This is a genomic window from Bacillus sp. FJAT-42376 (assembly GCF_003816055.1).
Lineage (GTDB): Bacteria > Bacillota > Bacilli > Bacillales > Bacillaceae > Metabacillus_B.
Window position 1 is genome coordinate 873,849 of record NZ_CP033906.1, and the last position, 26,153, is coordinate 900,001.

Below are 26,153 nucleotides of genomic sequence, written 5' to 3' on the forward strand. Positions count from 1 at the left end.
TTCATGTGGGAAAAGCGTTCTAAACAAACATTCGCATTTGCGACGGTCCTGTCTGCGCTCCTTATGATGCAGATGATTCTGTACGCGTATCAAATGGTCTGCCAAGGAACCTTCGGATTCAGCATGTACGGCGCATGCCACAGCTTTCTGAAACAGGCTGGCCTTTCTGCTGTTGCGATCATGCTCGATGTCCTGATTCTTTTTACGCTGATGAGCCTCTTTTACCACCTTGGGAAACAGGTGCTGCTGTACAAAAGGTTTTCCCATAAACTCGAGTTAATCAAGGACCATGACGAGAGCAGCCGACTGGAAGAAAGGTTCGGGATGAAGGTCTCCGTTATCCCCAGCCCTGACCCCGCCGCGTTCACAGCCGGATTCTTAAAACCTGTTATTGTGCTTTCATCCGGCCTCCTTCAGCTTCTGAATGAGAAAGAGCTGGAAGCGGTCATCTATCATGAACAATTTCATCAGCTGCAAAAGGATCCGCTCAAGAAATGCATTCTTCAATTCATTGCCGGAACGCTCTGGTACATTCCGATTTTCAAATGGTGGAAAAAGCATTACGAGCTTTCAAAAGAAGTGCTCGCAGACCGCTGGGCAATTCAGGCAACCGGTGGAATTGCGGATTTAAGCCATGCCCTGCTGAAAATGATGAAGCACGGGAAGAAACAGAGGAGCTCCTTTACCGTTTCCATTAATCAGACAGCGATTAATTACCGCATTATGCACTTGCTTGATCCTGAAACGAGTGAACCGGTCAAGACCCCGCGTTCTGTCGTCATCGCATCTGTACAAGTTGTGCTTGTTATAGCGGGAATGTTCATCATCTCGCCATAACTTTTTTTATAAACAACTGCACTACGCTTTGTAGTGTGTTGTAAAATAAGGAGGAATGTATCATGCTAAATCATATGGGAACATTCATTATTCGAATTGTACTGGGAATCACATTTATTCTTCACGGGTATATGAAGTTTTCCGGAGGAATCGGTCAAACGGCCGGATTTTTTGAAAGTCTTGGAATTCCAGGCTTTATGGCATATGCAGTCGCCGTCATTGAACTTGTTGGAGGCATCCTGGTTCTAATCGGACTTGGGACAAGAGTCGTTTCCGTTCTGATGGCAATCGTTATGCTTGGAGCTATTTTTACGGTAGGATTAAAAAAGGGGTTCATCGGAGGCTTTGAATTGGACACAGCGCTGCTGGCAATGGCTCTCAGCCTGGTATTTACAGGAGCCGGCATGTATTCGGCTGAAGGGGCCCTGAAAAAAAAGCATCATGATTAAGAACAATAGGAAGTGAGCTAATGAAAAACGAACAAAATAAACATACATTTTCCCAAAAGCCTTTCGTATTCGGGCTGTTATTCGCGCTTCTGTTAGCTATTTTAATCGGCGGACTGTTCGTCGGCTACAACCGCTCTTCAATGAGCAACCCGGGAATCATCTCGTATGAGAACGAGCCCTACCTGGGTGATAAGGATGCACCGGTCAAAATTATCGAATTCGGTGACTACAAATGCCCGGTATGCAAAGGGTTCAATGATACATTCTTCAAGGAAATCGACAAGGAATTAATCCAGACCGGGAAGGTGCAGTTCTATTTCTTCCACCATCCATTTATTAATGTGGATTCCTACCGTTCAGCAGAATTCGCGGAGAGTGTCTACAAAGTACTCGGCAACGACAAGTTCTGGGAATTCCACGAAAAACTGTACGATGCCCAGCCGGCTGATCCGGAGGCAGAGAACCGGGACATTTATAAAAAAGATTACTTAACCAACCTCCTCAGCACGATGGCAAGCAAGGAAGAAGTGGCCAAGGTCGTTGAATCATACGACAAAAAAGAAGGCAAGCTTGCTTCCAACGAAGACGATGCCCTGGCTGTCCAGCTTGGTGTCACATCAACTCCGACCTTATTCGTGAACGGCAAGATGTTCCTCGGCAAGAACTTGGATGATTTGAAGACGAGAGTGGACGCAGCGGCGAAAGAGCAGTCAGAGGAATAGAAAGGTCAGACCCCTATGTGGTGGTCTGGCTTTTTTTATGGACAGGCTATGGTAAAGCATGTTGTTGATTTTAAAAGCGGAAGGCGTGAATTTCCGGGCTGAGAGCAGCGGGGCAGGTAAGACTCCGCAGTCGCAAAGCGTCGAGGAGCCAAGGACAAGCGAACGGCTGTAGCGGAAATCACCAACCAAGTTTAATGGAGCTTGTGGAAAAGATAGGAAACGCTGTTTGACGGTGATAAAATAGAAAGAAAAGCAGAAGAAGCCCCTTTTTGAGGAGCTCTGTGTAAGGGGGAAAATCCATGGTTTCACAATCCGCCATAATCGGCCTAGTATTCCAGCTCGCCTTATCGGTGATATTGCCGGCAGCCGGGTACATCTATTTGAGAAAAAAATATAAAATCGCTTTCCGTCCGGTTTTAGTTGGAATCCTCATCTTCTTTGTTTTTGCCAACGTATTGGGCGGAGCATTTAATCAGTTTATTTTAGTTGCCAATAAAGCGACTTCCCAAATTACAGAGAATCCGATTCTTTTTGCGGTTTACGGCGGACTCTCTGCCGGTTTTTTTGAAGAAATGGGAAGATTCATCGCGTTTGCATGGCTTCTTAAGCTATACCGGGAACGGAAGGATGGCCTTGCTTACGGGGTGGGCCATGGGGGGATTGAGGCACTGCTCGTTGGTGCACTTGGGAGCATTCAGCTTATCGTACTCTCCGGCCTGCAGAATTCAGGAAAATTGGAGGAAACAGTATCCGGACAAAATCTTCCCCCGGAAGTGCTGGATCAGCTGGCATCCGCTCTTGCTGGACTGACTTTTCCAACTGCCGTCATGGGCGGACTTGAGAGGGTGGCGGCATTCTTCCTGCAGATTGCCTTGTCACTCCTTGTGCTTTACGCTGTGAAAAACAAAAAATATCTGTACTTGCTTGCAGCCATTCTTCTGCATGCGCTCATTGACTTTTTCCCCGGGCTTTATCAGGCGAAAGTGCTCAATTTGTATGTAACGGAGATCATCATTTATCTTATTGGAATTGGTGCCTGGTTCTTTATTAAGAGGAGCAGCCGGATGAAGGGGCTGGATGGGTAAAGTGCCTGCGGTATAGAGAAGGTGCCTGGTACAGAAGAGGTGCCAGTCCCGCGATTCTTCACCGCAGCGGGGGACAGAGGGATAGAGTTTGGAAGCCTTATGCATCAAGGGTTTAAAGAGTTGGTGCCGGAGCTTTAGTCCGGTAAAATTTATGGGGACTGGCACGGTGCCAGTCCCCATAAATTTTACCGCAGCGGGGGACAGAGGAAGAAGCGTTGGAAGCCTTATGCATCAAGGGTTTGCGAAGGTGGTGCCATAGCTTTAGTTCACTGCTGGAGCGCGGGTCAGTCCCCAAAAAACCCGTCCGCACCAGAAACTAAATTGTTTATAAGCTATGAAGGCGGGTCAGCCCCCGCCAGCCGCCCCGATTTTCCCTAAGTCTCCCCCAAAAATCAAGTCCTCTTGTTTAAATTCTGCACATACCACAATCAAAATAATTAAATATTTTCCTGCATAAGGATATGATAGGAGTAACAAACCATACATAGAGAAGGGATCTTATGAAAAGGGTATTTTCGTTTTTAAAGCCGTACCGTTTGCCGGCAGGGCTTGCGCTGCTGCTTATGCTTGTCGAACTGACGGTTGAATTGCTGCAGCCGCTCATCATTGCCAGAATGATTGATCAGGGAATTCTTCAAAAGGATATGAGTGTGATTTGGCTTTGGGGAGCCGTTCTTCTTGGGATGTCTCTTTTCGCTTTTGCGGCCGGAGTGACGAATTCTTTTTTAGCAAGCCGTGTCAGTCAGGGTTTTGCGTATGATTTACGGAGCAGCCTCTTTAAAAAGGTACAGGCTTTCTCTTTTTCAAACCTCGATGAATTTCAGACCTCTTCCTTGATTACAAGGGTGACAAACGATGTTAATACGATCCAGATGACTGTTTTTATGAGTCTCCGGATTATGCTCCGTGCTCCGCTGCTTGTTATTGGCGGGACCATCATGGCTTTATTTGTGAATGCTAAGCTTGCCCTGATCCTTGTCATCGCGATCCCTATCCTTCTTTTTTTCCTTTTATGGGTGCTGAAAGTAGGCGGAGCGATGTTCCGGGCCGTTCAGGAACGACTCGATAAAGTGAACGGTGTGATGAAAGAGAACCTTGCAGGCATGAGAATCATCAAAGCTTTTTTAAATTCCGGGTATGAAATTCGCCGTTTTAACGGAGCCGCGGAGGACCTGAGAAAGAGAACGGCGACGGTTCTCCGCCTGATTGAAATGACGATGCCAATCCTGTATTTTGTCATGAATGCAGGGATTATTGCGATTCTTTGGTTTGGTGCCGGGGAGGTAACGTCCGGTGGAGCAAAAGTTGGAGAAGTAGTGGCGATCGTCAACTACAGTTTAAGAATCACCGCCGCAATTTCCATGTTTTCTTTCATTATTATGGCGTTTTCGAGAACGAGGGCATCATCCCGCCGTGTATCCGACGTGCTGAAAACGGAACCGGATCTTCATGATACCGAGCATGCAGCGGATGTACCGGAAATATCCGATGGGGAGGTGGAGTTTCGCGATGTCACGTTTTCCTATCCCGGAAGTGACACGCCTGTCCTGAGAGGGGTGAGTTTTTCGGCCGGCAAAGGAACGACCACGGCGATCATGGGCGCGACCGGTTCGGGAAAATCTACCCTCTTTCAGCTGATTCCCAGACTGTACGATGCAGCCGGGGGGAAGGTAATGCTTGACGGGACATCTGCAGAAAAGTACAGGCTGAAAAGCTTAAGGAACCGAATCGGCTATGTACCTCAGGAGTCTGTTCTTTTTACAGGCACGATTAAAGAAAACATTATGTGGGGCAAGCCCGATGCATCAATGGAGGAAGTCATCCAGGCTGCAAAAGACGCTCAAATCCATGAAACAATCGAGGCACTTCCGAAAGGCTACGATACGGTGGTGGGGCAGAAGGGGGTCAACCTTTCAGGGGGGCAGAAACAAAGAATGTCCATTGCCCGGGCATTGATCCGGAAGCCCGCCATTCTCCTGTTGGATGATAGCACAAGTGCCCTCGATTTGAAAACGGAAGGAAAGCTTTTAAAAGCGCTTGCCGGCTATTCGTGCACGACATTTTTGATTACCCAGAAAATCAGCACAGCTGCCGCATCCGATCAGATTCTTATCTTGGAAGACGGAGAGCTCGCTGAGCAGGGAGCGCATGAAGATTTGCTTGAAACCTCATCGATTTACCGCAGGATCTGGCAATCTCAAAGAAGGGGGGAGCATGCGCATGAGACCCTCTAATCATCAGCTGAAAGGAACAAAGCCGGCAAGACCGAATAACTGGCCGGCCGTTATCAGACGGATTTGGAACTATATGGACGGAAACAGGAGACTGCTCGGTCTTGTAGTGGTGATGATCATTGCAAGCTCCGGACTTGGCCTCCTCGGACCTTATCTAATCGGACAGACCATTGACCATTATATTGTGCCGTTAAAAACCGGGGGTCTTTCTGTGCAGCTTCTGCTGCTGGTTGCCGTTTACGCCGGCTTTTCTCTCGCAACCTGGCTGCAGAACTTTTGGATGGCGGGCATTGCCCAGCAGGCTGTTTATCGAATGAGAGTGCAGCTCTTTGAACATGTTCAGCAGCTGCCGATTGCTTTCTTTGACAAACGTCAGCATGGAGAGCTGATGAGCAGAATAACCAATGATATGGATAACGTCAGCCAAACGCTGAACAGTTCGTTTATACAAATCCTCTCCAGTGTGCTGACGCTTGTAGGCACCGTGGTGCTGATGCTCATATTAAGCCCGCTGCTGACCCTTCTCTCCATGATCATCATTCCTCTGATGGTATTCGGGATGAAGTGGATCACAAGCCGGACAGGGGAGAAATTTAAAGAGCAGCAAAAGCATCTCGGTTCTCTGAATGGGTACATTGAAGAAACGTTCTCCGGACAGAAAATTGTGAAGGCTTTCTCGCAGGAGGAAAGAGTGACGGAAGAATTTCTGGAACGGAGCGCTAAACTCAGGGAAGCGGGCTTTTGGGCTCAAACGTATTCGGGTTTTATTCCGAAGCTTATGAACGTCCTCAATAATCTCAGCTTCGCCATTATTGCGGCAGCCGGAGGATATATGGCGGTCAAAGGATATATTACCATCGGCACCATCGTGATTTTTATTGAATATTCGAGACAGTTTACGAGGCCTTTGAATGACCTGGCCAATCAGTTCAATACCATTCTTTCTGCTGTGGCAGGCGCAGAGCGCGTGTTTGAAATACTGGATGAAAAACAGGAAGAGCAGACGGGCAGCAAGAATCTTGAATCAGGAGTTACCGAAGGGGATGTCTCGTTCCGGAGCGTTTCGTTCGGATATGATGAAGAAGCTCTCATTTTAAAAGAGATTAATTTTCATGCGAAGAAGGGGGAAGTCGTTGCTTTTGTAGGGGCAACCGGCGCGGGTAAGACAACCATCATTAACCTTTTGTCGAGATTTTATGATCCAAGTGCCGGGACGATTTTGATGGACGGGCAGGACATTACGAAAATAAGCAGGACTGATTTACGAAAAAACATGGGTTTTGTGCTTCAGGATCCGTTTTTATTTGAAGGAACCATCAAAGAAAACATCAGGTACGGCCGTCTGCATGCTTCGGATCAGGAAGTAGAGGAAGCAGCCAGGCAGGCCAATGCTCATTCTTTTATCATGAAACTGCCGAAAAAATACGATACGCCGCTTAAACAGGACGGAAGCGGAATCAGCCAGGGACAGAAACAGCTCCTTTCCATTGCAAGAGCCATATTGGCAAACCCGGTTGTGCTCATCCTTGATGAAGCGACGAGCAGCATTGATACAATCACCGAGCTTAAAATACAGGATGCGCTTCGTCATTTAATGGACGGTAGAACAAGCTTTGTGATCGCCCATCGTTTAAATACGATCCAGCAGGCCGACCAGATTATCGTTCTTGACCACGGAGAGATTGTGGAGAAAGGCTCGCATGAACAATTGTTGTCCAATCGGGGCCCCTATTACAGCCTTTATCAATCTGCTGAGGATATAAGCTGATCTTCCATCATATGCTTAGAATTGAAAGAACTGGGGAATAACGTAACAAATGACTCAGTGGAGGGAACGGCATGCGGAAGATAACCGTCTGGCTTGAGAGAACAGCAACCTGGTTTGGCCGCAAAACGATACACGGTATTTTTTATACGAGTTTATTAGAGGCGAATATAAAAGAACAGGATTCCGCACGCAATTGAAGCGCTGCGCACATCCTGTTCTTTTTTTTGGAAAGGCACTGCTCCTCAATAGCAGTACGCAGAAGAAGTGAGAAGAGGTTTTCCTTTAAAAAAAGGTATCCTCATCAATATCCTATTCGCAATATTGGTTATCGACACCAAAACATCAAAAAAATTTTCTAGAATACCCAAATGAAGTATTGCAATATTCACTGAAACGTGCGTTATGGTTACAATAGGATAGAAGTGAGGTCGTGCCTGTCATGGAAAACCGTATTAAAGAAATAAGAAAATGCAATGGTGATACTCTGCAAAGCCTTGCGAAAAAAGTAAATTATGATTATAGCAATTTATCAAAAATCGAACGCGGTCTTTATGTGCCCTCCATTTCGCTTTTGAAAAAAATAGCAGAGGTTTACGAAGTCGAAATCAGCGATTTGCTTGTCTCAGAAAAACGAAGCAAAGAGGTTATTGATCTTCAATCAAATAATCTCTTAGTGAAGTATGATCTGGAGCTCGATGGCAGGAAAATTTCATCTGATGAAATCAGTGTCATTACCTCCATCATCCGAAAGCTTCGCAATGCATCATCGCAAAGTGAATAACGGGGAATGAAACTGGACAGCCCGCAATAGTTTTGCCCTTGCCACCCCCGTGATATACTGAATCCGGAGGTGTTTTGCATGCGTTTAGAAAACAAAAAAATCATTCAGCTCGCAAGCAGCGAATTTGAAGATCTGGAGCTGTGGTATCCGGTACTCCGTTTAAAGGAAGAAGGAGCCACTGTTCACATAGCTGGAGAAAAGCAGAATGAAACCTATATAGGGAAATACGGTGTCCCTGTCACAACAGACATCGCCTTTTCCGATGTGAAGCCTGAAGAATACGATGGCATTCTTGTGCCTGGCGGCTGGTCTCCGGACAAGCTTCGCCGCTACCCTGAAGTACTTGAAATGGTGCGCTATATGGATCAGCATGAAAAGCCGATCGGACAGATCTGCCATGCAGGATGGGTTCTGATTTCAGCAGGCATTCTAAAAGGCCGTAACGTGACAAGCACACCGGGCATCAAAGATGATATGACAAACGCGGGTGCCATCTGGCACGACGTGGCTGTTATTACCGACGGCCATATCGTATCCAGCCGCAGGCCCCCGGATCTCCCGCAATATGCAAAAGAATTTGCTGACTTGCTGGCAGGCCAATAAGAAGTACGCAAGAAAGCCCCCTTTTATGGGGGCTTTTTATTGTTTTTTTTGGGGAGGGGATCCATTTTTTGCACTGACCCCCGGTGTGCTAAAGGACGAAATCTCCGTCCCCTTAAACAACAGAAGCAGAAGAGAGAAGGGGCAACTGACTTTTTCCTCATTCCCCCGTTGCTGTACAGAAGTGGGGGTCAGTGCATTGCACTGACCCCCACTTCGCTAAAGGACGAAACCTCCGTCCCCCCAGCACCAAAACCCATACAGCAGACGGGGCAGATAAGTTATTCCTCTGCCCCCCGTTCCTTTAAAGGATGGAGGGTCAGTGCTATGCAAATCTGTTAGCTCCCCGATTATCCCTCTGTGAACTGGCTAAAGTAAATGTTTAGTATGGGCCCTCAATATGTTGAGAGCAGCGGGCATCCGCCTGCTTGGTTGAGCAGGCAGTCCCACTTCCAATCCTCAGCAGCACCTCGAAACCTTCCCGCCCTTTGCATTGTAGCGTTCCTCCTGTGCTTCGCAGAAGAATTCTTTCCTGGATTTCACGGGTTCCCCGGGGTGAACGGCTGTCATATGGGCGACGTATGTTTCGTAGCAGGGTACCCCGACAAGCAGGTTGAAAAATTGTTTCCGGTGGCTGAAGATGGCCGTTAATGTTTTAAGCATAGTGTTTATACTCTCCTTCCTCGCGTGGAATGTAAGGAGCTTCGTGCAGCTTGACATCTTGCTTTTTAAAGACGCGGATCCACATTCTCACAGCGGAGATAAGGACGGCGATGACGACGAGCATGAAGACCGCACACAGGGCTGCATCGACATAGTCGTTTACGATAATCTGGTTCATTTGAGTTTGATTAGCCGCCGGAGCGAGCACCTCTCCGCTGTTTCTTGCATCGCTGAATACCTTGGCATGAGCAAGGAAGCCGATTTTAGGATTGCTGTGGAAAAGCTTTTGCCAGCCTGCGGTCATCGTGACAATCAAAATCCATGTAGTCGGAAGAAGCGTGACCCACACATATGCTTTTTTCCCCATCTTAAAGAGGATGGTCGTTCCAAGAAGCAGGGCAATTCCGGCGAGCATTTGATTGGCGATCCCAAATAGAGGCCATAACGTATTGATGCCGCCAAGCGGATCGATGACTCCCTGGTAGAGGAAATAGCCCCATCCCAATACACAGATGGCCGTCGCAAGAATATTAGCCGGCAAATAGTCTGTTCTGGCAAGAGGTTTATACACTTGTCCGAGCAGATCCTGAATCATAAAACGTCCGACACGGGTCCCGGCGTCAATCGTTGTCAGGATAAACAGGGCTTCAAAGAGGATGGCAAAATGGTACCAGAAAGCCATAAGCGCTTTTCCGCCGAGAAAGCTTGAGAAGATGACAGACATTCCAATTGCAAGCGTAGGCGCTCCGCCCGTTCTCGACTGGATTGTTTCTTCTCCTACATCTTTTGCAAGTGTGGTTAAATCATCCGGGGTAATGGTGAATCCCCAGTTGGATACAGCGGCAGCGGCTGAAACCGCATCTGTGCCGATCACAGCGGGCGGGCTATTAATGGCAAAATAGATCCCCGGGGTAAGCACACAGGCAGCAATCAGAGCCATAACAGCGACGAAGGACTCTGTCAGCATCGCCCCATAGCCAATGGGTCTTGCGTGGCTTTCCCTTTCAATCATTTTTGGAGTCGTACCGGAGGAAACGAGCGCATGGAATCCGGAAACAGATCCGCAGGCGATGGTAATGAATAAAAACGGAAACAGATTTCCGGCAAAAACGGGACCTGTCCCATCAATAAATTGAGTAGCAGCGGGCATCTGAAGGTCCGGCGCAACGACTAAAATCCCAATGGCGAGACCGGCAATGGTTCCGACTTTTAAAAAAGTGCTCAAATAATCACGTGGAGCAAGAAGAAGCCATACCGGTATAACGGAGGCAATAAAACCGTACGCAATCATGAGAATGGCAATGGTTTCTCCATTAAATGTGAACATTGCGGCAAGAGCTGGATTCAAAGAAACATACTGTCCGAGCATAATCGAGCCGATCAGCAGCACACCGCCGATAACCGACCCTTCTCCGACACGGCCTGGCCTGATGTAGCGCATATAGATCCCCATGAAAATGGCAATCGGAATGGTGGCCGCAATGGTAAACATGCCCCACGGACTTCCAATAAGCGCTTTTACAACAACGAGCGCCAGAACGGCAAGAAGGATAATCATAATGCCGAGGATACCGATCATCGCGATGATCCCGGTGACCGGTCCGATTTCTTCTTTAATCATTTCTCCAAGCGATTTGCCTTTTCTTCTCATAGACCCAAACAGAATAATAAAATCCTGAACGGCTCCGGCAAGTACAACGCCTGCTACAATCCAGATTGTACCGGGAAGGTACCCCATTTGAGCCGCCAGAATAGGGCCGACGAGCGGACCCGCTCCGGCAATGGCGGCAAAGTGATGTCCGAACAGCACCCACTTGTTTGTCGGAACATAATCTTTCCCGTCATTCTGTGTCTCGGCGGGTGTCTTGCGGTTATCATCCAGTTCAAATACCTTTCTTGCAATAAAACGGCTATAAAAGCGGTAAGCGATGGCGTATACACTAAGGGCGGCGACGAGGAGCCAGATGGCGTTTATGGATTCCCCGCGGTTTAAAGCGAGGACTCCGAAGCCTGCTGCCCCCGCTGCTGAGATGAGCCCCCAGATCAAAATGGACCGAATAGCTTTCATATGTACATTCACCCCTTTGTTTTGTATAAGGGTAATTGTATTATACTATTCTGAAAATTTAAATAAATATTTAGATTTATTGGAATGAAATCTGCCAGACTGCTTTACATGTAAATCAGTCTGGTTAGTCCTTCAATTCCGATAAAATAGGTGTCTGGCATATGATTGCCGGCTAAAGAGCCTGTTTCAATCGTAAAGGTATAGGGCGTGTCAACATGCTGGTAAAAGTATTTCAGCTTACTCATTGGATTATAGACGAAAAAAGGAGGAAGCTTTGGCACCAGATCGGCCGTGTTGACAAAACGGATGCTGTTTGGAACGAGGCGGTCAAAAAGAGCCGCGAACCGTCCATCTCCCGTTCTTGGAGCCCCATAGTTATACATGACAATTGACCGGAATCCTGCGTTTGCGGCAGCATCGGCTGCGTGAAGAACGGCTAGTGCCCCGCCGAGACTGTGCCCTGTAATAAATAGATTTTTCTCTTTGGAAAGGGAAGAATACGTCTGGAAAATCTCGTCCCGGCACTTGGAATAGATGGATTGAAACCCTTGATGCACGAGGCCGCTGTTTTGGATATATGGATAGGGGGTCTGGCGGATGGTGGCATCGGCAATCCAGTCTGCGTCCGATTGTGTGCCCCTGAATGCAATGACCACTGCATCTTCTGATTCAAGGATAAATCCGAACCATTCCATCACACCGTTTGCACTCGATTTGAAAGCTTTGACCAGCTTAAAACCCGGAACAGGGTCAACCGGCCCGTTGCTTAAAAACTGGCGGTATGAATATACACACATATGAAGGAGGAACTCAGAAAGTTCCTTATTGTAAAAAGGCTTCTGTCTCTGCCGGTACATATTCGCATCACTCCGCAGCATGAGGCTTATGTATTACCATACGCGGAATGACGGGAGGGGTGCATGTATGAGGGGATGCTAAAAAATCCCAACTGAAAAAGAGGTGAAAGGGAAGGGGCTGTCGTATTTACTTTAAAAAAACCTGAGGGGTAATGAAATGATCGTAGAAAAATTGCTTCTTCACGTTCTGATTGTCCTTGCTCCGATCCTTGTTCACAGTTTGTTTATCTCCCACCGGCCTATTCCAATCGGACGTCCGTCTTACCTGATTGGCGCGGTGTACGGCATCACGGCTACGATTTGCATGGTGTTTGCCTATAAAATTTTTGGTTTGTACTGGGACCTGCGCTATGTGCCTCTGCTGCTTGCTGTCCTTTACGGAGGGGTGCGGGGAGGAATGACGGCACTCGGTATAATCCTCGTGACCCGCTTTTTCCTGGGGGGAGATGCCATCATTTATGGCATGACAGCAGTCCTTCTTTCGGCATTCAGCATATTTCTTATAGCAGCCAGGTTCAGGCGCTCTGAAACAAAGGGAAAGAAGACGGGCTGGGTGTTCTTTGCGGCAGTATGGCCGGTGCTGTTCCAGTTTTCTGTGCTCTCCCTCTATCTTCATTTCCATACAGATAATCCGGTGCTTCAAAGGAAAATGATTTATGTCTTGGCGGCCTTTGGATTGATTCAAATCGCGGCTTCCGTATTTGCGGCTCTTCTTCACGAGGCAAGCCTGGAACGGTCCCGGCTGCAGGAAGAGGTGTTCCGGTCAGAAAAACTGAATACCCTTGGAGAAATGGCTGCCTCCATTGCCCATGAAGTAAGAAATCCGCTCACCGTTGTGAAGGGATTTTTGCAGCTCATGCAGGCGGATCACCCAAAAACACAATTCCCCTATATCCCCCTTGTTTTAAGTGAACTGGAGCGTGCGGAATCCATCATCAGCGAGTATTTGAACTTTGCCAAACCGCAGCTTGAGAAACTGGAACAGTTTGAGCTTGGGGGATTTTTGGAAGATGTTGTCCAGCTGCTGAATCCGCTCGCAACAAAAGACGGTGTCCACTTAACCTGCCAGACAGAGGCGGAAATCCTTCTTGAAACAGACCGGAACCAGCTTTGCCAGGCAATGATCAATCTTATCAAAAATGCCATTGAAGCGACACCTGAGGGCGGGAATGTCCATGTATCAATGATTGCCTTCGGCAGGGAGGCAGAAATTAAAATTGCCGATACAGGCTCAGGAATGACGAAGGAGCAGCTCGCTAAAATCGGAAGTCTCTACTACACAACAAAAGAAAAAGGGACAGGTCTTGGAACGATGGTTTCTCTCGGGATTATTGATGCGATGGGAGGAAAGACGGTGTACTCAAGCCTGCCGGGAAAGGGAACAGAAGTCAGAATTTCTCTGAAGGCGAAGGGTTACTTGGAATAAGTGGGGAAAAAGTGCGGGTGTTCCAGTAAGTCTGTTTTTAAAGCTTCCCCCTTTGGCTGTATCTGCAGCATGCTGCTTCGCTTTTCCTGGGCGGTCGGTGCTCGCCGCCTAACCCATTCCTTTAGATCGACCCATTTTTACAAAGAAAACCCCCGGTATGCTGACCGGGGGTTTTCACTTCGATTATTTTCTTTGAAGCAGGTGCGCTATTTATTTTTTATAAACTTTAATCGTTACTTTTTTTGATCCCCACTTAAGGGCTGTGCTTTTGGAGGCGAAGAAAACATCGATTTTTCCGCGTTTGATGGCGCTGCCCTTGTCAGCAGCAATCGCTGTGCCGTACCCTGGCACATATACTTTTGAACCTAGCGGAATGACTCTTGGGTCAACAGAAATGACTTTTGCCCCGGGATTCTTTTTTAAGTTAATGCCTGTCGCTGTAATTCCGCTGCATCCTCTGCAGCTCGCTGTATAGGCAGTGGCTGTGACAGTGTAGGTTTTATATGCCCCTTGTGGAGCGGCTGCTTTAGCAGGTGCTTTTTTCTTGGAGGTAGACGGTGAAATGGTCAACTTTTGATTTGCTTTAATAACGTCTGTTTTCAATTTGTTCCAGGATTTGATCTGGTTCACAGTAACTTTATGCTTCTGAGCAATTTTCCATAGAGTATCCCCGGATTTAACTGTGTATGTAGCTGCGAAGGCATTGGCTGAGAATCCAAACGACAAGAACAAAACTGCACTGACTGTCAAAATAAACTTCTTCAAAAGTCCTAGTCCCCTTTATGTATATGATGGCTAATATTACTAGATTAATATGACAGATCTGTTTCAAACAGTTTCTATTTATGTTACAAAAACATTTCATTTAGTAATAATAGGTTTAAAAAAGATGTAATTTATCCCTTCTTGTTGCCCATCATGAAGGGATTGAAAGAGGATTCAGAAAAAAGATTATGCTGTAAAAGGAATTTGTTAACATACGATAGCATTAAGAAAACATGACTTTAGGAGGAGGGAGAGAGGGTTTGAAAAAGATGATGAGAATAATAGACTACAGCCTTGTTAAGAAATGAATAGATGGTGGAAAATTTCCTGATGAATGAAGGAGGTTTTAAGGAGGTCTTGTCAAATAACAGTAAATAATGCGAATAAGATAAAGGGATAGCGTGTTGGGATATAGAATGATCGAACAATTTAGCGGAGAGCAATTAAACGAATTGCATCAGCTGTTCCCAAAAAGAATGGCGGACTGAAAAACGGAATGCAAAGAAATTCACCCGGACATTCGTCAACTCAGAGTGCAAATTCCTGCTGCTTACCTATTGTTTTGAAGTGCTGCAGCTTTTAAGGGTGCAGATAAAAACCGATGAACGGAACGTAACGTCGCAAAGAGCGATTGAAAGGCTTGGGGCGGTTAAGGAAGGGGTGCTTCGGAATGAGAGGATTCTTGAGAACGGGTATGTCCGGAACGCCGTGCTGTATTCCATCATTAGTGAGGAATGGCCGTCTGTGAAGCAAGGATTGCTTGAAAGAGCTTTGTCATTCAATAAAAAAACAGCCCCCTTGTAAGGGAGCCGCTATAGCTGCGTTTTAAGGATTCGTTGACCACAGGCCAGCCGATTTAATAAACGTCCGTTTGTTTAACTTGAGCTGAGCCACCATGAATTCAGCGATGTCTTCCGCCTGCATGACGGAATCGGGGTTTCCGTCCGTCAGCTTGTTTTCAATAGCTAAATCCGTCGCCACGGTGCTCGGGGTAAGGGCGGATACCCTTATATTATGCTTGCGGACCTCCATGGCAAGAGATTCTGTCAGTCCGAGCAGTCCGAATTTGGAGGCGCTGTAAGCACTTGTTACAGGCGCACCTTTTTGGCCGGCTGTGGAGGAGACGTTAATAATGTCGCCTGCTTTTCGTTCCACCATTCCGGGAAGCACAGCATGGGTCACGTAGTAAGCTCCCATCAAATTCACTTGAATGATTTGCTCCCAGTCTGCCGGATCCAGCTCAAGGAAGCCGCCGAATTTAGCGATGCCTGCGTTATTGATGAGAATGTCCACGGAACCGAGGCTTGATTCCAGTTCTGCGACAGCCTTTTTCACTTGCTCATGGTCTGCCACGTCTGCTGTTGCATAATAGGCTTTAACTCCCAGCGCTTCTGCTTCTTCCGCCACTTGTTTTACATGCTCCTCTGTTCTTGCAAGAAGTCCGACATTCACGCCTTCCTTCGCAAGATGAAGAGCGGCGGCACGGCCGATTCCGCGTCCTGCCCCTGTAATGAGCGCTGTTTTGCCTTGTAGCGATTCACCCATTCTAAAAACCTCCTCAAAATTTAGTCCATGTGTTAATCATAATGTCTGCCTGCTATCCGTTCAAAACATCTGCTTTACCTCACTGAATCATAGCCATGTTTCCGGCGCAGTCTCATACGCATATCTTCATAGGCTCCAGAGCCGAGAATCACGCCTGAAATAATCAGAACGAGACCAATCAGGTGAGAGGCATGAACCGTTTCATTCAGGATCAGGACCGATCCTGCCAGCGCAAACAATGTATTCAGGTTCATAAAGATCGCCGATTCCGCAGCACCAACACGGGCGATGGCAAAATTATAGGTCATATGTCCGATCGCTGTGGCAAATACGGCCGACAGGAAGAACGCTGTCCAGACTCTCGGACTTCCGTTTGCCAGCGAAGAAAGGCCATTTTTTTCAGTAATCAGGCTGATGATGAACAGCATGACGGAACCGAAAAGCAGCATATAACCGGTAAGCAGCCGGGGATCAATGGTTTTACAGAACTTATTGATGATGACGAAGCTGCATGCCTGGGTCAGAATAGAGAAGAAAATGGAGATGTCTCCCGCATTCACAGCACTCATTCCGCCTCCGGCAAGGACCGTAAAGGATACACCGGCAAGCCCGAGGATAAATCCGGCCAGCCGGATGAAGGTCAGCCGTTTATTCAGGAAAATAATCGATAAAACAGCGACAAGTATAGGACCGAGTCCCAAAATGAGGCCTCCGTTTGTGGAGCTTGTCAGTGAAAGGCCGACAGACAGAAAATAATGGTGGGCGACCACGTTCAGCAGACCGCAGCACACAATCAGAACGGTTTCCCGAAAAGTCGGCAGCCGAAGCAATTTTAAAAAGGCAAGAATAATAAAAACACAAATACTGGCTGTGAAAATTCTCAGCGCTGTGATGGTTACGGGAGTAAATGTTCCAACGATGATCTTGAGCAGAGGAACATTAAACCCCCAGAGCATCATAATGCCGACGAGGATAAAATAAATGCGAGCGTTTTTCACCGGGTTCCCTTCTTTCAGAAGTCTTCATGTATCAGAGTATCACACTGTTTTTTCCATCACAAAGAAAGTTCTGATTTTTTGCTGATATAATAAAAAAGGAGGCGATAAGAATGAGACTAAAAGATCAGCTGGCGGTCGTAACCGGCGGTTCACGCGGGTTAGGTGCGGCGATATGCAGGGCGCTGGGCAGAGAAGGCGCCTTTGTTGCCGTCAACTATATGTACAATGAAGCAAAGGCGCAGGAAGTAGTGGATGGGATTATTTCAAAAGGCGGCATGGCAGCTGCAATTCGGGCGGATGTGACAGACGAAGCAGCCGTTCTCGAATTGCTGCAAAAGGCTGAAGCGGTTTCCGGACGGAAGGTAAGCATCCTTGTCAACAATGCAACGGGTCCGCAGCCGGAACTTTCCATGGAAGAGCTTAATTGGAAGGACTATGAGGATCAGCTGAACTTTTTTGTGAAAGCTCCTTTTCTCCTGATGAAAGCCTGTCTGCCTTCCATGAAGGCGCAGAAAAAAGGATCGGTCATCAATATCGGAAGTGAGGTTGTGCAGATGGGCAACGGCCACTTTTCCAATTATGTCACAGCCAAATCCGCAATGCTTGGCATGACGCGCTCATGGGCAAGTGAATTCGGGGAGCATGGGATCCGTGTCAATCTGCTTAACCCAGGGTTTATTCCTGTCGAGCGGCATGCAGATGTTTCGGGAGATGCCATTGAACAATACCGGTTGAGCATCCCGTTAAAAAGGATGGGCGTGCCTGAGGATGCAGCCAATACGGCCGTGTATCTCGCTTCTGAGGAGTCTTCTTTTATCACCGGACAAAGTTTATCGGTGAACGGCGGGAATACATACGGAATATAAAGCGATTTCACCTCGCGCGGGAGTCACAGCATGACCCATTAAACTATCTATGTAAAAATCAAAACCCCCTGAATGCTCAAAACAAAGCGTTCAGGGGGTTTTGAATTCAATCGTTTCTCTTTGCTTACTTATGAAATTTTACGCGTTCTTCAAGCGGCTTGTATTCCTTCGGTCCCGGAGGGGTTACCGGTTTTCCGAACGGCATTTGGGCAATCAGCTTCCAGCTGGCCGGAATATGCCATTCCCTTTGAATGTCTTCATCCGCAAGCGGGTTGTAATGCTGAAGGGAAGCGCCGAAGCCTTCAAGCTCAAGAGCTGTCCATACAACGTATTGAAGCATTCCGGAAGACTGCTGGGACCAGATCGGGAAGTTTTCGCGATATAAGGCGAATTGCTGCTGAAGAGATTCGACTACAGCTTGATCCTCAAAGAAAAGAACCGTTCCGTATCCGCTGCTGAATGAGTTCATTTTTTCCTCAGTCGGTCCGAATTGATCAGCCGGAACGATTTTACGGAGAGCGTCCGATGTGAAATTCCAGAGCTTTTCATGCTGCTCTCCAACTAAAATCACCACTCTTGCACTTTGGGAATTAAAGGCAGAGGGAGTATGTTTTACAGCATGCTCCACCACTTCTCTGATGCGTTCATCCGGAACAACGATGTCCTTGCTGATATCATAAAAGGAGCGTCTTTCTTCGATAGCTGTTTGAAAATCCTTCTTTCCCGTACTTCCTGCCTGTTCATTGCTCCCAAATACTTTATCGAAAAATCCCATATGTTTTCCTCTTTTCTGAATAGGTTTTTATAAACATAGCCTGCCCTTTTTATACGAGCAGATGAATCCAATTTCCGGAAGGGTCTGCTGTAATCAGAGCACCGTCTTTGAAGATTGTTTCTGTGCCCAGTTTTTCCAATCTTTCAGCTGCCTTCCGCCGTTCTTCCCCGCTGGGATAAACGATGGAGTAAGAGGCCATTCTGACGCTGTTTTCAGAGGGAGCGGGAGCACTGGTGCCATTCCAGGTATTCAGACCAATATGGTGATGGTATCCCCCTGTCGAAAGGAAAAGGGCCTGATTGCCGTATTTCGTGACGACTTCAAAACCGAGGCCTTCCGTGTAAAAGGTTTCTGCCTGGGCTAGGTCTGAGACATGCAGATGAATGTGGCCCATGACGGTGCCGGCTGGGATACCCCTCCAATCGTCAGCTGAGCTTTCGGCAAGCAGGTTTTCAGCCTGAAGCGGATCGGTCGCCATCTCCACCTGTCCGTTTGTCCAGTTCCACTTTTCATCCGAACGATCCGCATACACTTCAATTCCGTTTCCGTCCGGATCTGCAAAATATATCGCTTCGCTGACAAGATGGTCAGAAGCGCCCTGAATCGGATATCCGGACCCTAGAAGGTGGTGCAGGAACGCAGATAATTCCTTTCTGGATGGAAGGAGAATGGCGAAATGATAAAGACCGGTCCGGCGGGGTTCTTTTGGCAAAATGTATTTCTGAAGTTTCACGGTTAGGATCGGATGAGAGCCATCTGCCGTGAATGTGGCAGATTCATCCGTTTTTTGCAGAATAGCCAGGCCGATAATCGATGTATAAAATTCCACTGCCCGCTGCAGGCTGCCAGTCAAAAGGGTAACGCTGCTTACATAGGTGTTTGGATGCTGCTGAAACTTCAAGGGGATGCCTCCTTTTTTTGTTACAAATAATTAATAAGTTACTTTATGTAAGTAAATATATAATGAATAGTTTGTAGTGTCAAGGAAGTCGATTGTAAATTGTAACTTTTTTATTTTAAGTAATCATGAGGTATAATAAAAACAGGAGTGAGGATAAATGGAACAATCAAACATATGCCCGCGGTTTGAGCAAGCCATCAACATGCTCGGAAAACGATGGACGGGTCTGATCATCCATCAGCTGCTGGATGGTCCGAAACGATTCAGCGTCCTTGAATCTGCGACCGCCATCAGCGGAAGAGTCCTTTCAGACAGACTGAAAGACCTTGAACAAAATGGCGTCGTAACACGTAACATCATCCCTGAATCCCCTGTGCGCATCGAATACTCGCTTACAGCGAAAGGCTTGGCGCTCGAACCTATACTCAAAGAAATCGAAAACTGGTCCCAAGATTGGATCGAACAGGATCAGAACCAAACCGGCCAATGACCCCAATAGGGGGATTGGCTTTTTTTATGGAGTAAGGAAGTGGACTTCGGGTGGCATTTATCGGAATGCAGCACGGATGATTCGGATAGCGATGAGGATGCGTCGAGTGGAAAAGCTTACTAAAAGATGGTTGCGTACCCTAATTTGTCATCAACCCAGGGTCATGTCCATTATTTTGTGTAAAAACTCAATACTAATTTCAACCGTATAAATTAGATAGGGCATTTATCTACACAAGATCCGGATTAATTGCACAAGATTTGGGTTTATTTTAAAAAATTTCCGATTTATTGCACAAGATTTGAATTTATTTGAACAAAATTCTGATTTATTGCACAAGATTTGAATTTATTTGAACAAAATTCTGATTTATTGCACAAGATTTGGATTTATTTAAACAAGATTCCGATTTATTGCACAACATCTGGAATATTTGCATAAAATTCCAATTATTTGCGCGAAATCTGAATTTATCGCAAAAAAAAACCTATCCAGGTCGGGTTCAACGGAATACGGGCCAAGTTCACCGAAATACGGGCCAGGTTCACCGAGATATGGGCCAGGTTCAGCGAGATACGGGCCAGGTTCACCGGAATACGGGCCAGGTTCAGCGAAAAACGGGCCAGGTTCAGCAAAATACGGGCCAGGTTCAGCGAAATACGAGCCAGGTTCAGCGAAAAACGGGCCAAGTTCAGCAAAATGCGGGCCAGGTTCAGCGAAATACGGGCCAGGTTCAGCAAAATGCGGGCCAACTTCAGCGGAAAACGGGCCAAGTTCACCTGAATACGATAGAGTCCATATAATTGTGTAAATAGAAAAAGGGTCATATCACCCTCATGTTACAATGTTTTCGACCAAGAAAAAATGTAATGGAGGATGAATATGACCCAAATTAATCTTACCCTAAATGTGGAGGACTTAAAAGACCACCTCTTGAATTCTAATCTGGAAGCTGTCGTGAAATCATCACTTGTTTTGATTCTGAATCAAGTGATGGAAAGCGAACGGGATGAGCACCTGAACGCGGATGCTTATGAAAGAACGAGTGGCAGGACTGACTACCGGAACGGCTATTATGAACGAGACTTTCTTGTTTCTATCGGAAAGATTAACCTGAAGGTTCCCCGTACCCGAAACGGTGAGTTTTCCACCTCTGTGTTCGAGAAATATAAGCGGGCTGACCAAGCCCTCGTCCTGTCTATGATGGAAATGGTCGTCAACGGCGTTTCAACTCGCAAAGTGACGAAGATTATGGAACAGCTTTGCGGGGAAAGTGTGTCCAAGTCCCTTGTCTCCTCCATCACCAAAAAACTTGATCCCATTGTGAACGAGTGGGCTAGCCGCCCTCTGAATGTCATGTACTACAAGTATGTGTTTGTGGATGCTTTGTATATTAAGGTCCGCGAACATCAGCGTGTGGTTTCAAAAGCAGTTTATGTGGCCGTTGGGGTCAACTCTCAGCTTAAACGGGAAGTCATTGGGCTGGCTGTCAATCATTCCGAATCCAAAGAAGGCTGGACCCAATTCTTTAGCCACCTTAAATCTAGGGGATTTCAGTCTCCCAAACTGATGATTTCGGACGCCCATAAGGGCTTGAAGGCAGCCATTCAGGAATCCTTTGTCGGAACAAGCTGGCAGAGATGCACGTTTCACTTTAAAAAGAACCTGTTTGACCGCATGCCGAAGAAACAGGCAGAAGAATTAAAACACGCCCTCCTCCGTATTTTTGATGCCGCGAAACCAGAAGACGCAAGAGCTTTAAAAGAGGAGTTTATGCACACCTATGATGGAGAGCGCGGATATGAAACGGTGCTGACACTGTTGGACGATGGTTTTGAGGATGCCATCCAATTTATGAATGAACCTCTGGGCTTCCAAAAAAAGCTGCGGACCACCAATAACCTGGAACGCCTGAATGCTGAAATCAGAAGAAGAGAGCGCGTCATTCGAATCTTCCCCAACACCCAGTCTGCTTTTCGTCTGATCGGAGCTGTCTTGATGGACTATGAAAAATCCCTCGACCCTGGAGATCGAAAGTACATGTACGACGTGAAAGAGAACTAAGTTCTCTTCCTCTATAAAAAAATGCCCTATCTATTTTATAAGGTTGAAAACATGGTATGAATATTTACACAAGATAATGGACTTGACCCTGAATACGGGCCAAGCGACTCGTTTCGGCAAAATACGCAGCCGCGCGCCCGCGAGGCAAAATAAAAAAGCGATTCCTTCGTCACCAGTACCGTGAAGGGATCGCTTTTTATGTTTTTCGTATTCTTTTTTCCGTTTTTCCTGTTTCGTCATGGTTTTGCGTTCGTGCATGCTGTAATCAGGGGCTGCGCCTCTCCATGCTGCCGGGTCGGACCCGCCGCTGCGTATGTTGTGCTCTCTCTGTTTCCTGGCTTTGCTTTTCGCCATGTTTTATCACCTCGTAAATAGTATACCATTTTTATCCGGATGAGACTTGATTCTGACGTTACGTCAGGTTATATAATGAGTTTATGGGAGGGTGTGCCAATGAGTGAAGCCTTATATACGATTGGACAATTTGCAAAAAAGACCGGCGTAACCGTCCGGACACTCCGCTATTATGATCAGCAGGAAATGCTCAAGCCAAGCTTCGTCAGCGAATCGGGGCGGAGGTATTACAAGGATGATGATTTAATTGTGCTTCAGCAAATTCTTTCGCTTAAGTTCCTGGATTTCAGTCTCGGGCAGATCCGGGAACTGCTGGCAGCGGCTGATGGGGATTTAACGTCCTCGCTTACTATGCAAAAGGAGCTAATGCTGCAAAAGCAGAATCATATAAACCGGGTTATTCTCTCTTTGGATCATGCGATTGGCGTTCTCGAGACAGAAAAGCGGCCGAACCTGCAGATTCTCTCGTTTGTAATCGACAGCATTCAAAATGAAGAGGAGCATTTGGACTGGATTAAAGAAAATTTACCTGAAAAATATGCGAAGCGGGTAGGGGATATTACGGGGGAAGAATGGCTGGATCTCCATAAGAAGACCGCTTTGCTTTTCCAGGAGATGAAGGATGCGCTGAAGACCCGGAATCCTGAATCATCAGAGGTTCAGCGTCTTGCTGGTGAATGCCTGAATATGCTTGCCGGAATACTGGGGGAACAGGACATGCTGACTGACATGAATTCTTTGGACCTTGACTGGGAGCGTTTAGCGGAGGGGGCAGAACAGTCCATGTTTTCCGTTTCTCCCTTTACAAGGCAGGAAGAGAAGTTGATTGAACAGGCTTTTGAACATTATTACAGAGTGAAGGGGGAGGACAATCATGTCTGAACAAGGGAAGCAAGCAGATAAACAGCAGCTGTCCGCATTTATTGGCCTGCTGAAAAAACATAAACCCGCCACGTGGATGATTGCTGCCGTATTAATTTTAAGCCTGCTGGAAACAGGGGCCGGTTTGATTGTGCCAATCTTTACAAAGCAGCTGGTCGATCAGGCAGGGGCTGCTGCATTAAGCTCGGGGATGGTTTTCCTTCTGATTGGTGCATTTGTGCTGCAATCCATTGGAGCAGGATTTTCCTATTATATGCTCATGTATATTGGTGAGGTGATTGTAAAAGGAATCCGGGAGCAGCTCTGGGGACAAATTCTAAGGCTGCCTGTTCCTTATTTTGACCAGCATCAGTCCGGGGAAACGATGAGCCGGGTTACGCAGGATACAAATACGATTAAAACGCTGATTACCAGCCATCTTGTTACATTTGTATCCGGAATCATTGCCATTGCCGGTTCGGTTATCATCCTCTTTATGCTCGACTGGAAAATGACCGCCATCATGCTTGCCGTTATTCCATTATCCATGCTTATCCTGTGGCCAATAGGCAGGAAAATGTATAAGATTTCGAAGGAAACGCAAGATGGAATGGCCTCTTTCAGCGGTGATCTTGGACGGGTTCTTGGCGAGGTCCGACTCGTGAAGGCTTATAGCGGAGAAGAGATCGAAGAAGAAAAGGGCAGAAACGGAATTGGGCATTTGTTCAGACTGGGCCTTCGTGAAGCGAAAATCCAGGCAGTGGTCAGTCCGTTCATGACAACGATTATGATGGTCATTCTTGTCATCCTGATCGGCTATGGAGGAGTGAGGGTAGCGACAGGAAGCTTAAGTGCGGGTACATTGGTTGCCATCATCATCTACGTTTTTCAGATCATCGTTCCATTCACCCAGCTTGCTTCGTTTTTTACGGCCTTTCAAAAAGCGATGGGGGCGACAGACCGGATTCATGAATTGTTCAGTCTGAACACAGAAGATAAGGGATCTTCAGAAGCGGTTGTGGTGAATAAAGTCATGCAGTTTGAGAACGTTCACTTCAGTTATTCGGAGGATAAACCGATCTTGACCGATCTTTCGTTTACCATTGCACCAAGTAAGACGATTGCCCTTGTCGGACCGAGCGGCGGCGGGAAAACAACGATATTTTCACTGATTGAACGCTTTTACAAACCGGTGTCAGGTTCGGTGAAAATCGGGGGGCAGGATATCAGCACGCTAGACCTGCGCAGCTGGAGGAAGCAGATCGGCTATGTGTCTCAGGATAGCCCGATTATGTCGGGATCGATCAGGGATAATATCTGCTACGGCATAGAGCGGGAAATGGCGGATTCGGAAGTGGAAAATGCGGCACGGCTTGCCAATGCCGCAGAGTTTATTGAGAAAATGCCGGATGGGTATGAAACGGAAGTTGGAGAGCGGGGAGTGAAGCTTTCGGGCGGGCAAAGGCAGCGAATTGCCATCGCAAGAGCGATATTAAAAAATCCGTCGCTGCTCCTGCTTGATGAAGCAACGTCCAATCTGGACAGCGCATCAGAGGTTCTCGTTCAGCACGCGCTGAAAAACCTGATGAAGGGCCGGACTACTTTTGTCATTGCCCACAGGTTATCCACAGTCGTGGATGCAGATCAGATTTTAGTCCTGGAAAACGGAAAACTGACTGGGCAGGGGACACACGAAGAATTACTGAACGATCATGCATTATACAGGAAACTTGCCGAAAAGCAGCTTCAGCTGGAAACGGCAAATTGACTCCATAAATAAAAAGCCCAAGGGTATCTTGGGCTTTTCGCTTCTTTACGGAAGGGGTGTTTCTTTTACTTTCACTTTTTCCTTCGGCTGCTTCCATTTGAAAACCTTGTTCAGCGCGTTGTAGATATGCTTGGATTCCTTTGTGAGCAATGGTCCAAGGATGGCGAGGATGAGCACATAGAGGGCTGAAAAGGGCTGGAGCACAGCCATGAGTCCGCCTGAAAGGCCCAGATTCGCCATAATGATGGAAAATTCCCCGCGGGATACAATGGTCAGTCCGATATTGGCGGACGCTTTGTGTGACAAACCCGCTCTTCTTCCGGCAATCATCCCGGCAACGAAGTTCCCGATAATGGTAATCGCGACAGCTCCAAGTGCCAGCCATACAGCACCTCCAAGGGTGAATGGATCAATACTCAACCCGAAGCTGAAAAAGAAGATGGCGCCGAAAAAATCACGGAATGGGACAACGAGATGTTCGATCCGTTCACCCTGATCCGTTTCAGAAAAAACGAGTCCGAGCAGCAGGGCACCAATGGCTTCCGCCACATGGATGGTTTCTGAAAATCCGGCTATGAAGAAGAGAGCCGCAAACACGACGATGATAAAAATTTCATCAGACGAGATGTTGAGTAATTTGTTTAAAAGAGGTGTGGCTTTTCTTGCAATAATGAAGAAAGCCAGCATATAGCCAAGGGCAATCAGAACGGACAGGATGGTTCCGCCGATTGACGTGGAGTCTCCCAAAATCAAGCCGGAGACAACGGAGAGGTAGACTGCCAAAAAGATGTCCTCAAACATGATAATGCCCAGGATCAGTTCGGTTTCTTTATTCCCGGTACGCCGGAGATCTACAAGTACTTTTGCTACAATCGCACTTGACGAGATCGTAATGATTCCAGCGATGATCAAGACTTCTAATATCGGAAAGCCCATAATAAGAGCATAAAGGAATCCAAGAGCGAAGTTGATGCCTATATAGATGCTTCCGCCGACAACAATGGATTTTCCTGATTTTATGAGTTTTCCGACAGAGAATTCAAGGCCAAGATAAAAGAGCAGAAACAGAATTCCGATCCTGCCGAGAAAATCAATAAACTCGGCGCTCTCTATGAACCTCAGGTTGATAATGCCGATGACAGGAGCATGAGGTCCGACAAGCATCCCGATGACAATGAGAAACGGGATAATGGAGAAATTCAGCTTACCTGCCAAAATCGCGGCGAGAGCTACTAATAATAATGCGGTTCCTACTTCAAAAATTAGATGATCCATC

The 26,153-nt window shown here is 47.0% G+C and carries 26 protein-coding genes and 1 pseudogene; 16 read left to right on the forward strand and 11 right to left on the reverse strand.

Going from position 1 to position 26,153, the window contains the following annotated elements; genetic code table 11:
* Window positions 1–3 precede the first annotated feature (3 nt).
* From CEF21_RS04350 to CEF21_RS04385, 9 genes are all read left to right on the forward strand, one after another.
* Entirely contained in the window at window positions 4–837 is an 834-nt protein-coding gene (locus CEF21_RS04350; protein ID WP_123913579.1) for a M56 family metallopeptidase, read from the forward strand.
* Between the two features lie 62 nt (window positions 838–899).
* The gene (locus CEF21_RS04355; protein ID WP_123913581.1) at window positions 900–1,286 is read left to right on the forward strand and encodes a DoxX family protein; all 387 of its coding nucleotides are present in this window, start codon (window positions 900–902) and stop codon (window positions 1,284–1,286) included.
* A gap of 20 nt (window positions 1,287–1,306) precedes the next feature.
* Window positions 1,307–2,008, forward strand: coding sequence for a DsbA family protein (locus tag CEF21_RS04360; RefSeq protein WP_123913583.1), 702 nt, complete (start codon window positions 1,307–1,309; stop codon window positions 2,006–2,008).
* A gap of 299 nt (window positions 2,009–2,307) precedes the next feature.
* Complete coding sequence (locus CEF21_RS04365) at window positions 2,308–3,093, forward strand: YhfC family intramembrane metalloprotease (protein WP_123913585.1); 786 nt, start codon at window positions 2,308–2,310, stop codon at window positions 3,091–3,093.
* A gap of 500 nt (window positions 3,094–3,593) precedes the next feature.
* Entirely contained in the window at window positions 3,594–5,327 is a 1,734-nt protein-coding gene (locus CEF21_RS04370; RefSeq protein WP_123913587.1) for an ABC transporter ATP-binding protein, read from the forward strand.
* Window positions 5,314–7,095 carry an ABC transporter ATP-binding protein gene (locus CEF21_RS04375; protein WP_241156762.1) on the forward strand — a complete coding sequence of 594 codons (1,782 nt, stop codon included), beginning with the start codon at window positions 5,314–5,316 and terminating at the stop codon, window positions 7,093–7,095. The genes CEF21_RS04370 and CEF21_RS04375 overlap by 14 nt, the downstream gene beginning before the upstream one ends.
* Before the next feature lie 71 nt (window positions 7,096–7,166).
* Window positions 7,167–7,292, forward strand: a complete 126-nt coding sequence (locus CEF21_RS21695) for a hypothetical protein (protein ID WP_277423925.1) — start codon at window positions 7,167–7,169, stop codon at window positions 7,290–7,292.
* Window positions 7,293–7,534: 242 nt separating this feature from the next.
* Window positions 7,535–7,876: a helix-turn-helix transcriptional regulator gene (locus tag CEF21_RS04380; RefSeq protein WP_123913591.1), complete on the forward strand. Its 342-nt coding sequence runs from the start codon at window positions 7,535–7,537 to the stop codon at window positions 7,874–7,876.
* Window positions 7,877–7,954: 78 nt separating this feature from the next.
* Window positions 7,955–8,479: a type 1 glutamine amidotransferase domain-containing protein gene (locus tag CEF21_RS04385; protein WP_123913593.1), complete on the forward strand. Its 525-nt coding sequence runs from the start codon at window positions 7,955–7,957 to the stop codon at window positions 8,477–8,479.
* A 456-nt stretch (window positions 8,480–8,935) separates the two neighbouring features.
* Here CEF21_RS04385 and CEF21_RS04390 read toward each other — a convergent pair whose 3' ends face one another.
* The 3 genes from CEF21_RS04390 to CEF21_RS04400 form a co-directional block, all read right to left on the reverse strand.
* A complete protein-coding gene (locus tag CEF21_RS04390; protein ID WP_123913595.1) occupies window positions 8,936–9,139 on the reverse strand; it encodes a YbdD/YjiX family protein in 204 nt (67 codons plus the stop codon).
* Window positions 9,132–11,207, reverse strand: coding sequence for a carbon starvation CstA family protein (locus tag CEF21_RS04395; protein ID WP_123913597.1), 2,076 nt, complete (start codon window positions 11,205–11,207; stop codon window positions 9,132–9,134). Before CEF21_RS04395 ends, CEF21_RS04390 begins: the two co-directional genes overlap by 8 nt.
* A 104-nt stretch (window positions 11,208–11,311) precedes the next feature.
* Window positions 11,312–12,064: a lipase family protein gene (locus CEF21_RS04400; RefSeq protein ID WP_123913599.1), complete on the reverse strand. Its 753-nt coding sequence runs from the start codon at window positions 12,062–12,064 to the stop codon at window positions 11,312–11,314.
* A 157-nt stretch (window positions 12,065–12,221) separates the two neighbouring features.
* On the opposite strand from CEF21_RS04400, the gene CEF21_RS04405 reads away from it, so the two are divergent.
* Window positions 12,222–13,490 (forward strand): ATP-binding protein, encoded by a 1,269-nt coding sequence (locus tag CEF21_RS04405; protein WP_123913601.1) that lies wholly within the window; start codon window positions 12,222–12,224, stop codon window positions 13,488–13,490.
* 210 nt (window positions 13,491–13,700) lie between these two features.
* Here the strand turns inward: CEF21_RS04405 and CEF21_RS04410 are convergent, their stop codons facing one another.
* A complete protein-coding gene (locus CEF21_RS04410; protein WP_123913603.1) occupies window positions 13,701–14,255 on the reverse strand; it encodes a LysM peptidoglycan-binding domain-containing protein in 555 nt (184 codons plus the stop codon).
* A gap of 513 nt (window positions 14,256–14,768) precedes the next feature.
* Between CEF21_RS04410 and CEF21_RS04415 the strand changes: the two are divergent.
* Window positions 14,769–15,059, forward strand: a pseudogene (locus tag CEF21_RS04415) (GNAT family N-acetyltransferase); the annotation flags it as partial.
* A gap of 21 nt (window positions 15,060–15,080) precedes the next feature.
* Here the strand turns inward: CEF21_RS04415 and CEF21_RS04420 are convergent.
* Together CEF21_RS04420 and CEF21_RS04425 are read right to left on the reverse strand one after the other, a co-directional pair.
* The gene (locus CEF21_RS04420) at window positions 15,081–15,800 is read right to left on the reverse strand and encodes a 3-ketoacyl-ACP reductase (RefSeq protein WP_123913605.1); all 720 of its coding nucleotides are present in this window, start codon (window positions 15,798–15,800) and stop codon (window positions 15,081–15,083) included.
* A 74-nt stretch (window positions 15,801–15,874) separates the two neighbouring features.
* Window positions 15,875–16,798 carry a DMT family transporter gene (locus CEF21_RS04425; protein ID WP_123913607.1) on the reverse strand — a complete coding sequence of 308 codons (924 nt, stop codon included), beginning with the start codon at window positions 16,796–16,798 and terminating at the stop codon, window positions 15,875–15,877.
* A gap of 110 nt (window positions 16,799–16,908) precedes the next feature.
* Here CEF21_RS04425 and CEF21_RS04430 point away from each other — a divergent pair, with 110 nt between their 5' ends.
* Window positions 16,909–17,664, forward strand: coding sequence for an SDR family NAD(P)-dependent oxidoreductase (locus CEF21_RS04430; protein WP_123913609.1), 756 nt, complete (start codon window positions 16,909–16,911; stop codon window positions 17,662–17,664).
* A gap of 124 nt (window positions 17,665–17,788) precedes the next feature.
* On the opposite strand, the gene CEF21_RS04435 is transcribed toward CEF21_RS04430, so the two are convergent.
* Together CEF21_RS04435 and CEF21_RS04440 are read right to left on the reverse strand one after the other, a co-directional pair.
* Entirely contained in the window at window positions 17,789–18,439 is a 651-nt protein-coding gene (locus CEF21_RS04435) for a nitroreductase family protein (RefSeq protein ID WP_123913611.1), read from the reverse strand.
* 49 nt (window positions 18,440–18,488) lie between these two features.
* Complete coding sequence (locus CEF21_RS04440) at window positions 18,489–19,340, reverse strand: VOC family protein (RefSeq protein ID WP_123913613.1); 852 nt, start codon at window positions 19,338–19,340, stop codon at window positions 18,489–18,491.
* Between the two features lie 157 nt (window positions 19,341–19,497).
* On the opposite strand from CEF21_RS04440, the gene CEF21_RS04445 reads away from it, so the two are divergent.
* Window positions 19,498–19,830: a winged helix-turn-helix transcriptional regulator gene (locus CEF21_RS04445; RefSeq protein WP_123913615.1), complete on the forward strand. Its 333-nt coding sequence runs from the start codon at window positions 19,498–19,500 to the stop codon at window positions 19,828–19,830.
* A gap of 470 nt (window positions 19,831–20,300) precedes the next feature.
* Here the strand turns inward: CEF21_RS04445 and CEF21_RS04450 are convergent, their stop codons facing one another.
* Complete coding sequence (locus CEF21_RS04450; RefSeq protein ID WP_123913617.1) at window positions 20,301–20,657, reverse strand: hypothetical protein; 357 nt, start codon at window positions 20,655–20,657, stop codon at window positions 20,301–20,303.
* A gap of 55 nt (window positions 20,658–20,712) precedes the next feature.
* On the opposite strand from CEF21_RS04450, the gene CEF21_RS04455 reads away from it, so the two are divergent.
* Window positions 20,713–21,894, forward strand: coding sequence for an IS256 family transposase (locus tag CEF21_RS04455; protein WP_123913619.1), 1,182 nt, complete (start codon window positions 20,713–20,715; stop codon window positions 21,892–21,894).
* Window positions 21,895–21,924: 30 nt separating this feature from the next.
* On the opposite strand, the gene CEF21_RS21465 is transcribed toward CEF21_RS04455, so the two are convergent.
* On the reverse strand, window positions 21,925–22,248 hold the full coding sequence (locus CEF21_RS21465; RefSeq protein WP_206427796.1) for a hypothetical protein: 324 nt from the start codon (window positions 22,246–22,248) through the stop codon (window positions 21,925–21,927).
* Between the two features lie 99 nt (window positions 22,249–22,347).
* Between CEF21_RS21465 and CEF21_RS04465 the strand changes: the two genes are divergently transcribed.
* Entirely contained in the window at window positions 22,348–23,130 is a 783-nt protein-coding gene (locus tag CEF21_RS04465; protein ID WP_164462075.1) for a MerR family transcriptional regulator, read from the forward strand.
* Complete coding sequence (locus tag CEF21_RS04470; protein ID WP_164462076.1) at window positions 23,123–24,877, forward strand: ABC transporter ATP-binding protein; 1,755 nt, start codon at window positions 23,123–23,125, stop codon at window positions 24,875–24,877. The genes CEF21_RS04465 and CEF21_RS04470 overlap by 8 nt, the downstream gene beginning before the upstream one ends.
* 45 nt (window positions 24,878–24,922) lie before the next feature.
* On the opposite strand, the gene CEF21_RS04475 is transcribed toward CEF21_RS04470, so the two are convergent.
* Window positions 24,923–26,152: a cation:proton antiporter gene (locus CEF21_RS04475; protein ID WP_123913623.1), complete on the reverse strand. Its 1,230-nt coding sequence runs from the start codon at window positions 26,150–26,152 to the stop codon at window positions 24,923–24,925.
* Between the last annotated feature and the right edge of the window lies 1 nt (window position 26,153).

Excerpts from the sequence above, each read along its gene's own strand:
- CEF21_RS04350 (WP_123913579.1), top strand. The coding sequence starts at position 4 with ATGTGGGAAAAGCGTTCTAAACAAACATTCGCATTTGCGACGGTCCTG.
- CEF21_RS04355 (WP_123913581.1), top strand. The coding sequence starts at position 900 with ATGCTAAATCATATGGGAACATTCATTATTCGAATTGTACTGGGAATC.
- CEF21_RS04360 (WP_123913583.1), top strand. The coding sequence starts at position 1,307 with ATGAAAAACGAACAAAATAAACATACATTTTCCCAAAAGCCTTTCGTA.
- CEF21_RS04365 (WP_123913585.1), top strand. The coding sequence starts at position 2,308 with ATGGTTTCACAATCCGCCATAATCGGCCTAGTATTCCAGCTCGCCTTA.
- CEF21_RS04370 (WP_123913587.1), top strand. The coding sequence starts at position 3,594 with ATGAAAAGGGTATTTTCGTTTTTAAAGCCGTACCGTTTGCCGGCAGGG.
- CEF21_RS04375 (WP_241156762.1), top strand. The coding sequence starts at position 5,314 with ATGAGACCCTCTAATCATCAGCTGAAAGGAACAAAGCCGGCAAGACCG.
- CEF21_RS21695 (WP_277423925.1), top strand. The coding sequence starts at position 7,167 with ATGCGGAAGATAACCGTCTGGCTTGAGAGAACAGCAACCTGGTTTGGC.
- CEF21_RS04380 (WP_123913591.1), top strand. The coding sequence starts at position 7,535 with ATGGAAAACCGTATTAAAGAAATAAGAAAATGCAATGGTGATACTCTG.
- CEF21_RS04385 (WP_123913593.1), top strand. The coding sequence starts at position 7,955 with ATGCGTTTAGAAAACAAAAAAATCATTCAGCTCGCAAGCAGCGAATTT.
- CEF21_RS04390 (WP_123913595.1), bottom strand. The coding sequence starts at position 9,139 with ATGCTTAAAACATTAACGGCCATCTTCAGCCACCGGAAACAATTTTTC.
- CEF21_RS04395 (WP_123913597.1), bottom strand. The coding sequence starts at position 11,207 with ATGAAAGCTATTCGGTCCATTTTGATCTGGGGGCTCATCTCAGCAGCG.
- CEF21_RS04400 (WP_123913599.1), bottom strand. The coding sequence starts at position 12,064 with ATGTACCGGCAGAGACAGAAGCCTTTTTACAATAAGGAACTTTCTGAG.
- CEF21_RS04405 (WP_123913601.1), top strand. The coding sequence starts at position 12,222 with ATGATCGTAGAAAAATTGCTTCTTCACGTTCTGATTGTCCTTGCTCCG.
- CEF21_RS04420 (WP_123913605.1), bottom strand. The coding sequence starts at position 15,800 with ATGGGTGAATCGCTACAAGGCAAAACAGCGCTCATTACAGGGGCAGGA.
- CEF21_RS04430 (WP_123913609.1), top strand. The coding sequence starts at position 16,909 with ATGAGACTAAAAGATCAGCTGGCGGTCGTAACCGGCGGTTCACGCGGG.
- CEF21_RS04435 (WP_123913611.1), bottom strand. The coding sequence starts at position 18,439 with ATGGGATTTTTCGATAAAGTATTTGGGAGCAATGAACAGGCAGGAAGT.
- CEF21_RS04445 (WP_123913615.1), top strand. The coding sequence starts at position 19,498 with ATGGAACAATCAAACATATGCCCGCGGTTTGAGCAAGCCATCAACATG.
- CEF21_RS04450 (WP_123913617.1), bottom strand. The coding sequence starts at position 20,657 with ATGACCCTTTTTCTATTTACACAATTATATGGACTCTATCGTATTCAG.
- CEF21_RS04455 (WP_123913619.1), top strand. The coding sequence starts at position 20,713 with ATGACCCAAATTAATCTTACCCTAAATGTGGAGGACTTAAAAGACCAC.
- CEF21_RS21465 (WP_206427796.1), bottom strand. The coding sequence starts at position 22,248 with ATGGCGAAAAGCAAAGCCAGGAAACAGAGAGAGCACAACATACGCAGC.
- CEF21_RS04465 (WP_164462075.1), top strand. The coding sequence starts at position 22,348 with ATGAGTGAAGCCTTATATACGATTGGACAATTTGCAAAAAAGACCGGC.
- CEF21_RS04470 (WP_164462076.1), top strand. The coding sequence starts at position 23,123 with ATGTCTGAACAAGGGAAGCAAGCAGATAAACAGCAGCTGTCCGCATTT.
- CEF21_RS04475 (WP_123913623.1), bottom strand. The coding sequence starts at position 26,152 with ATGGATCATCTAATTTTTGAAGTAGGAACCGCATTATTATTAGTAGCT.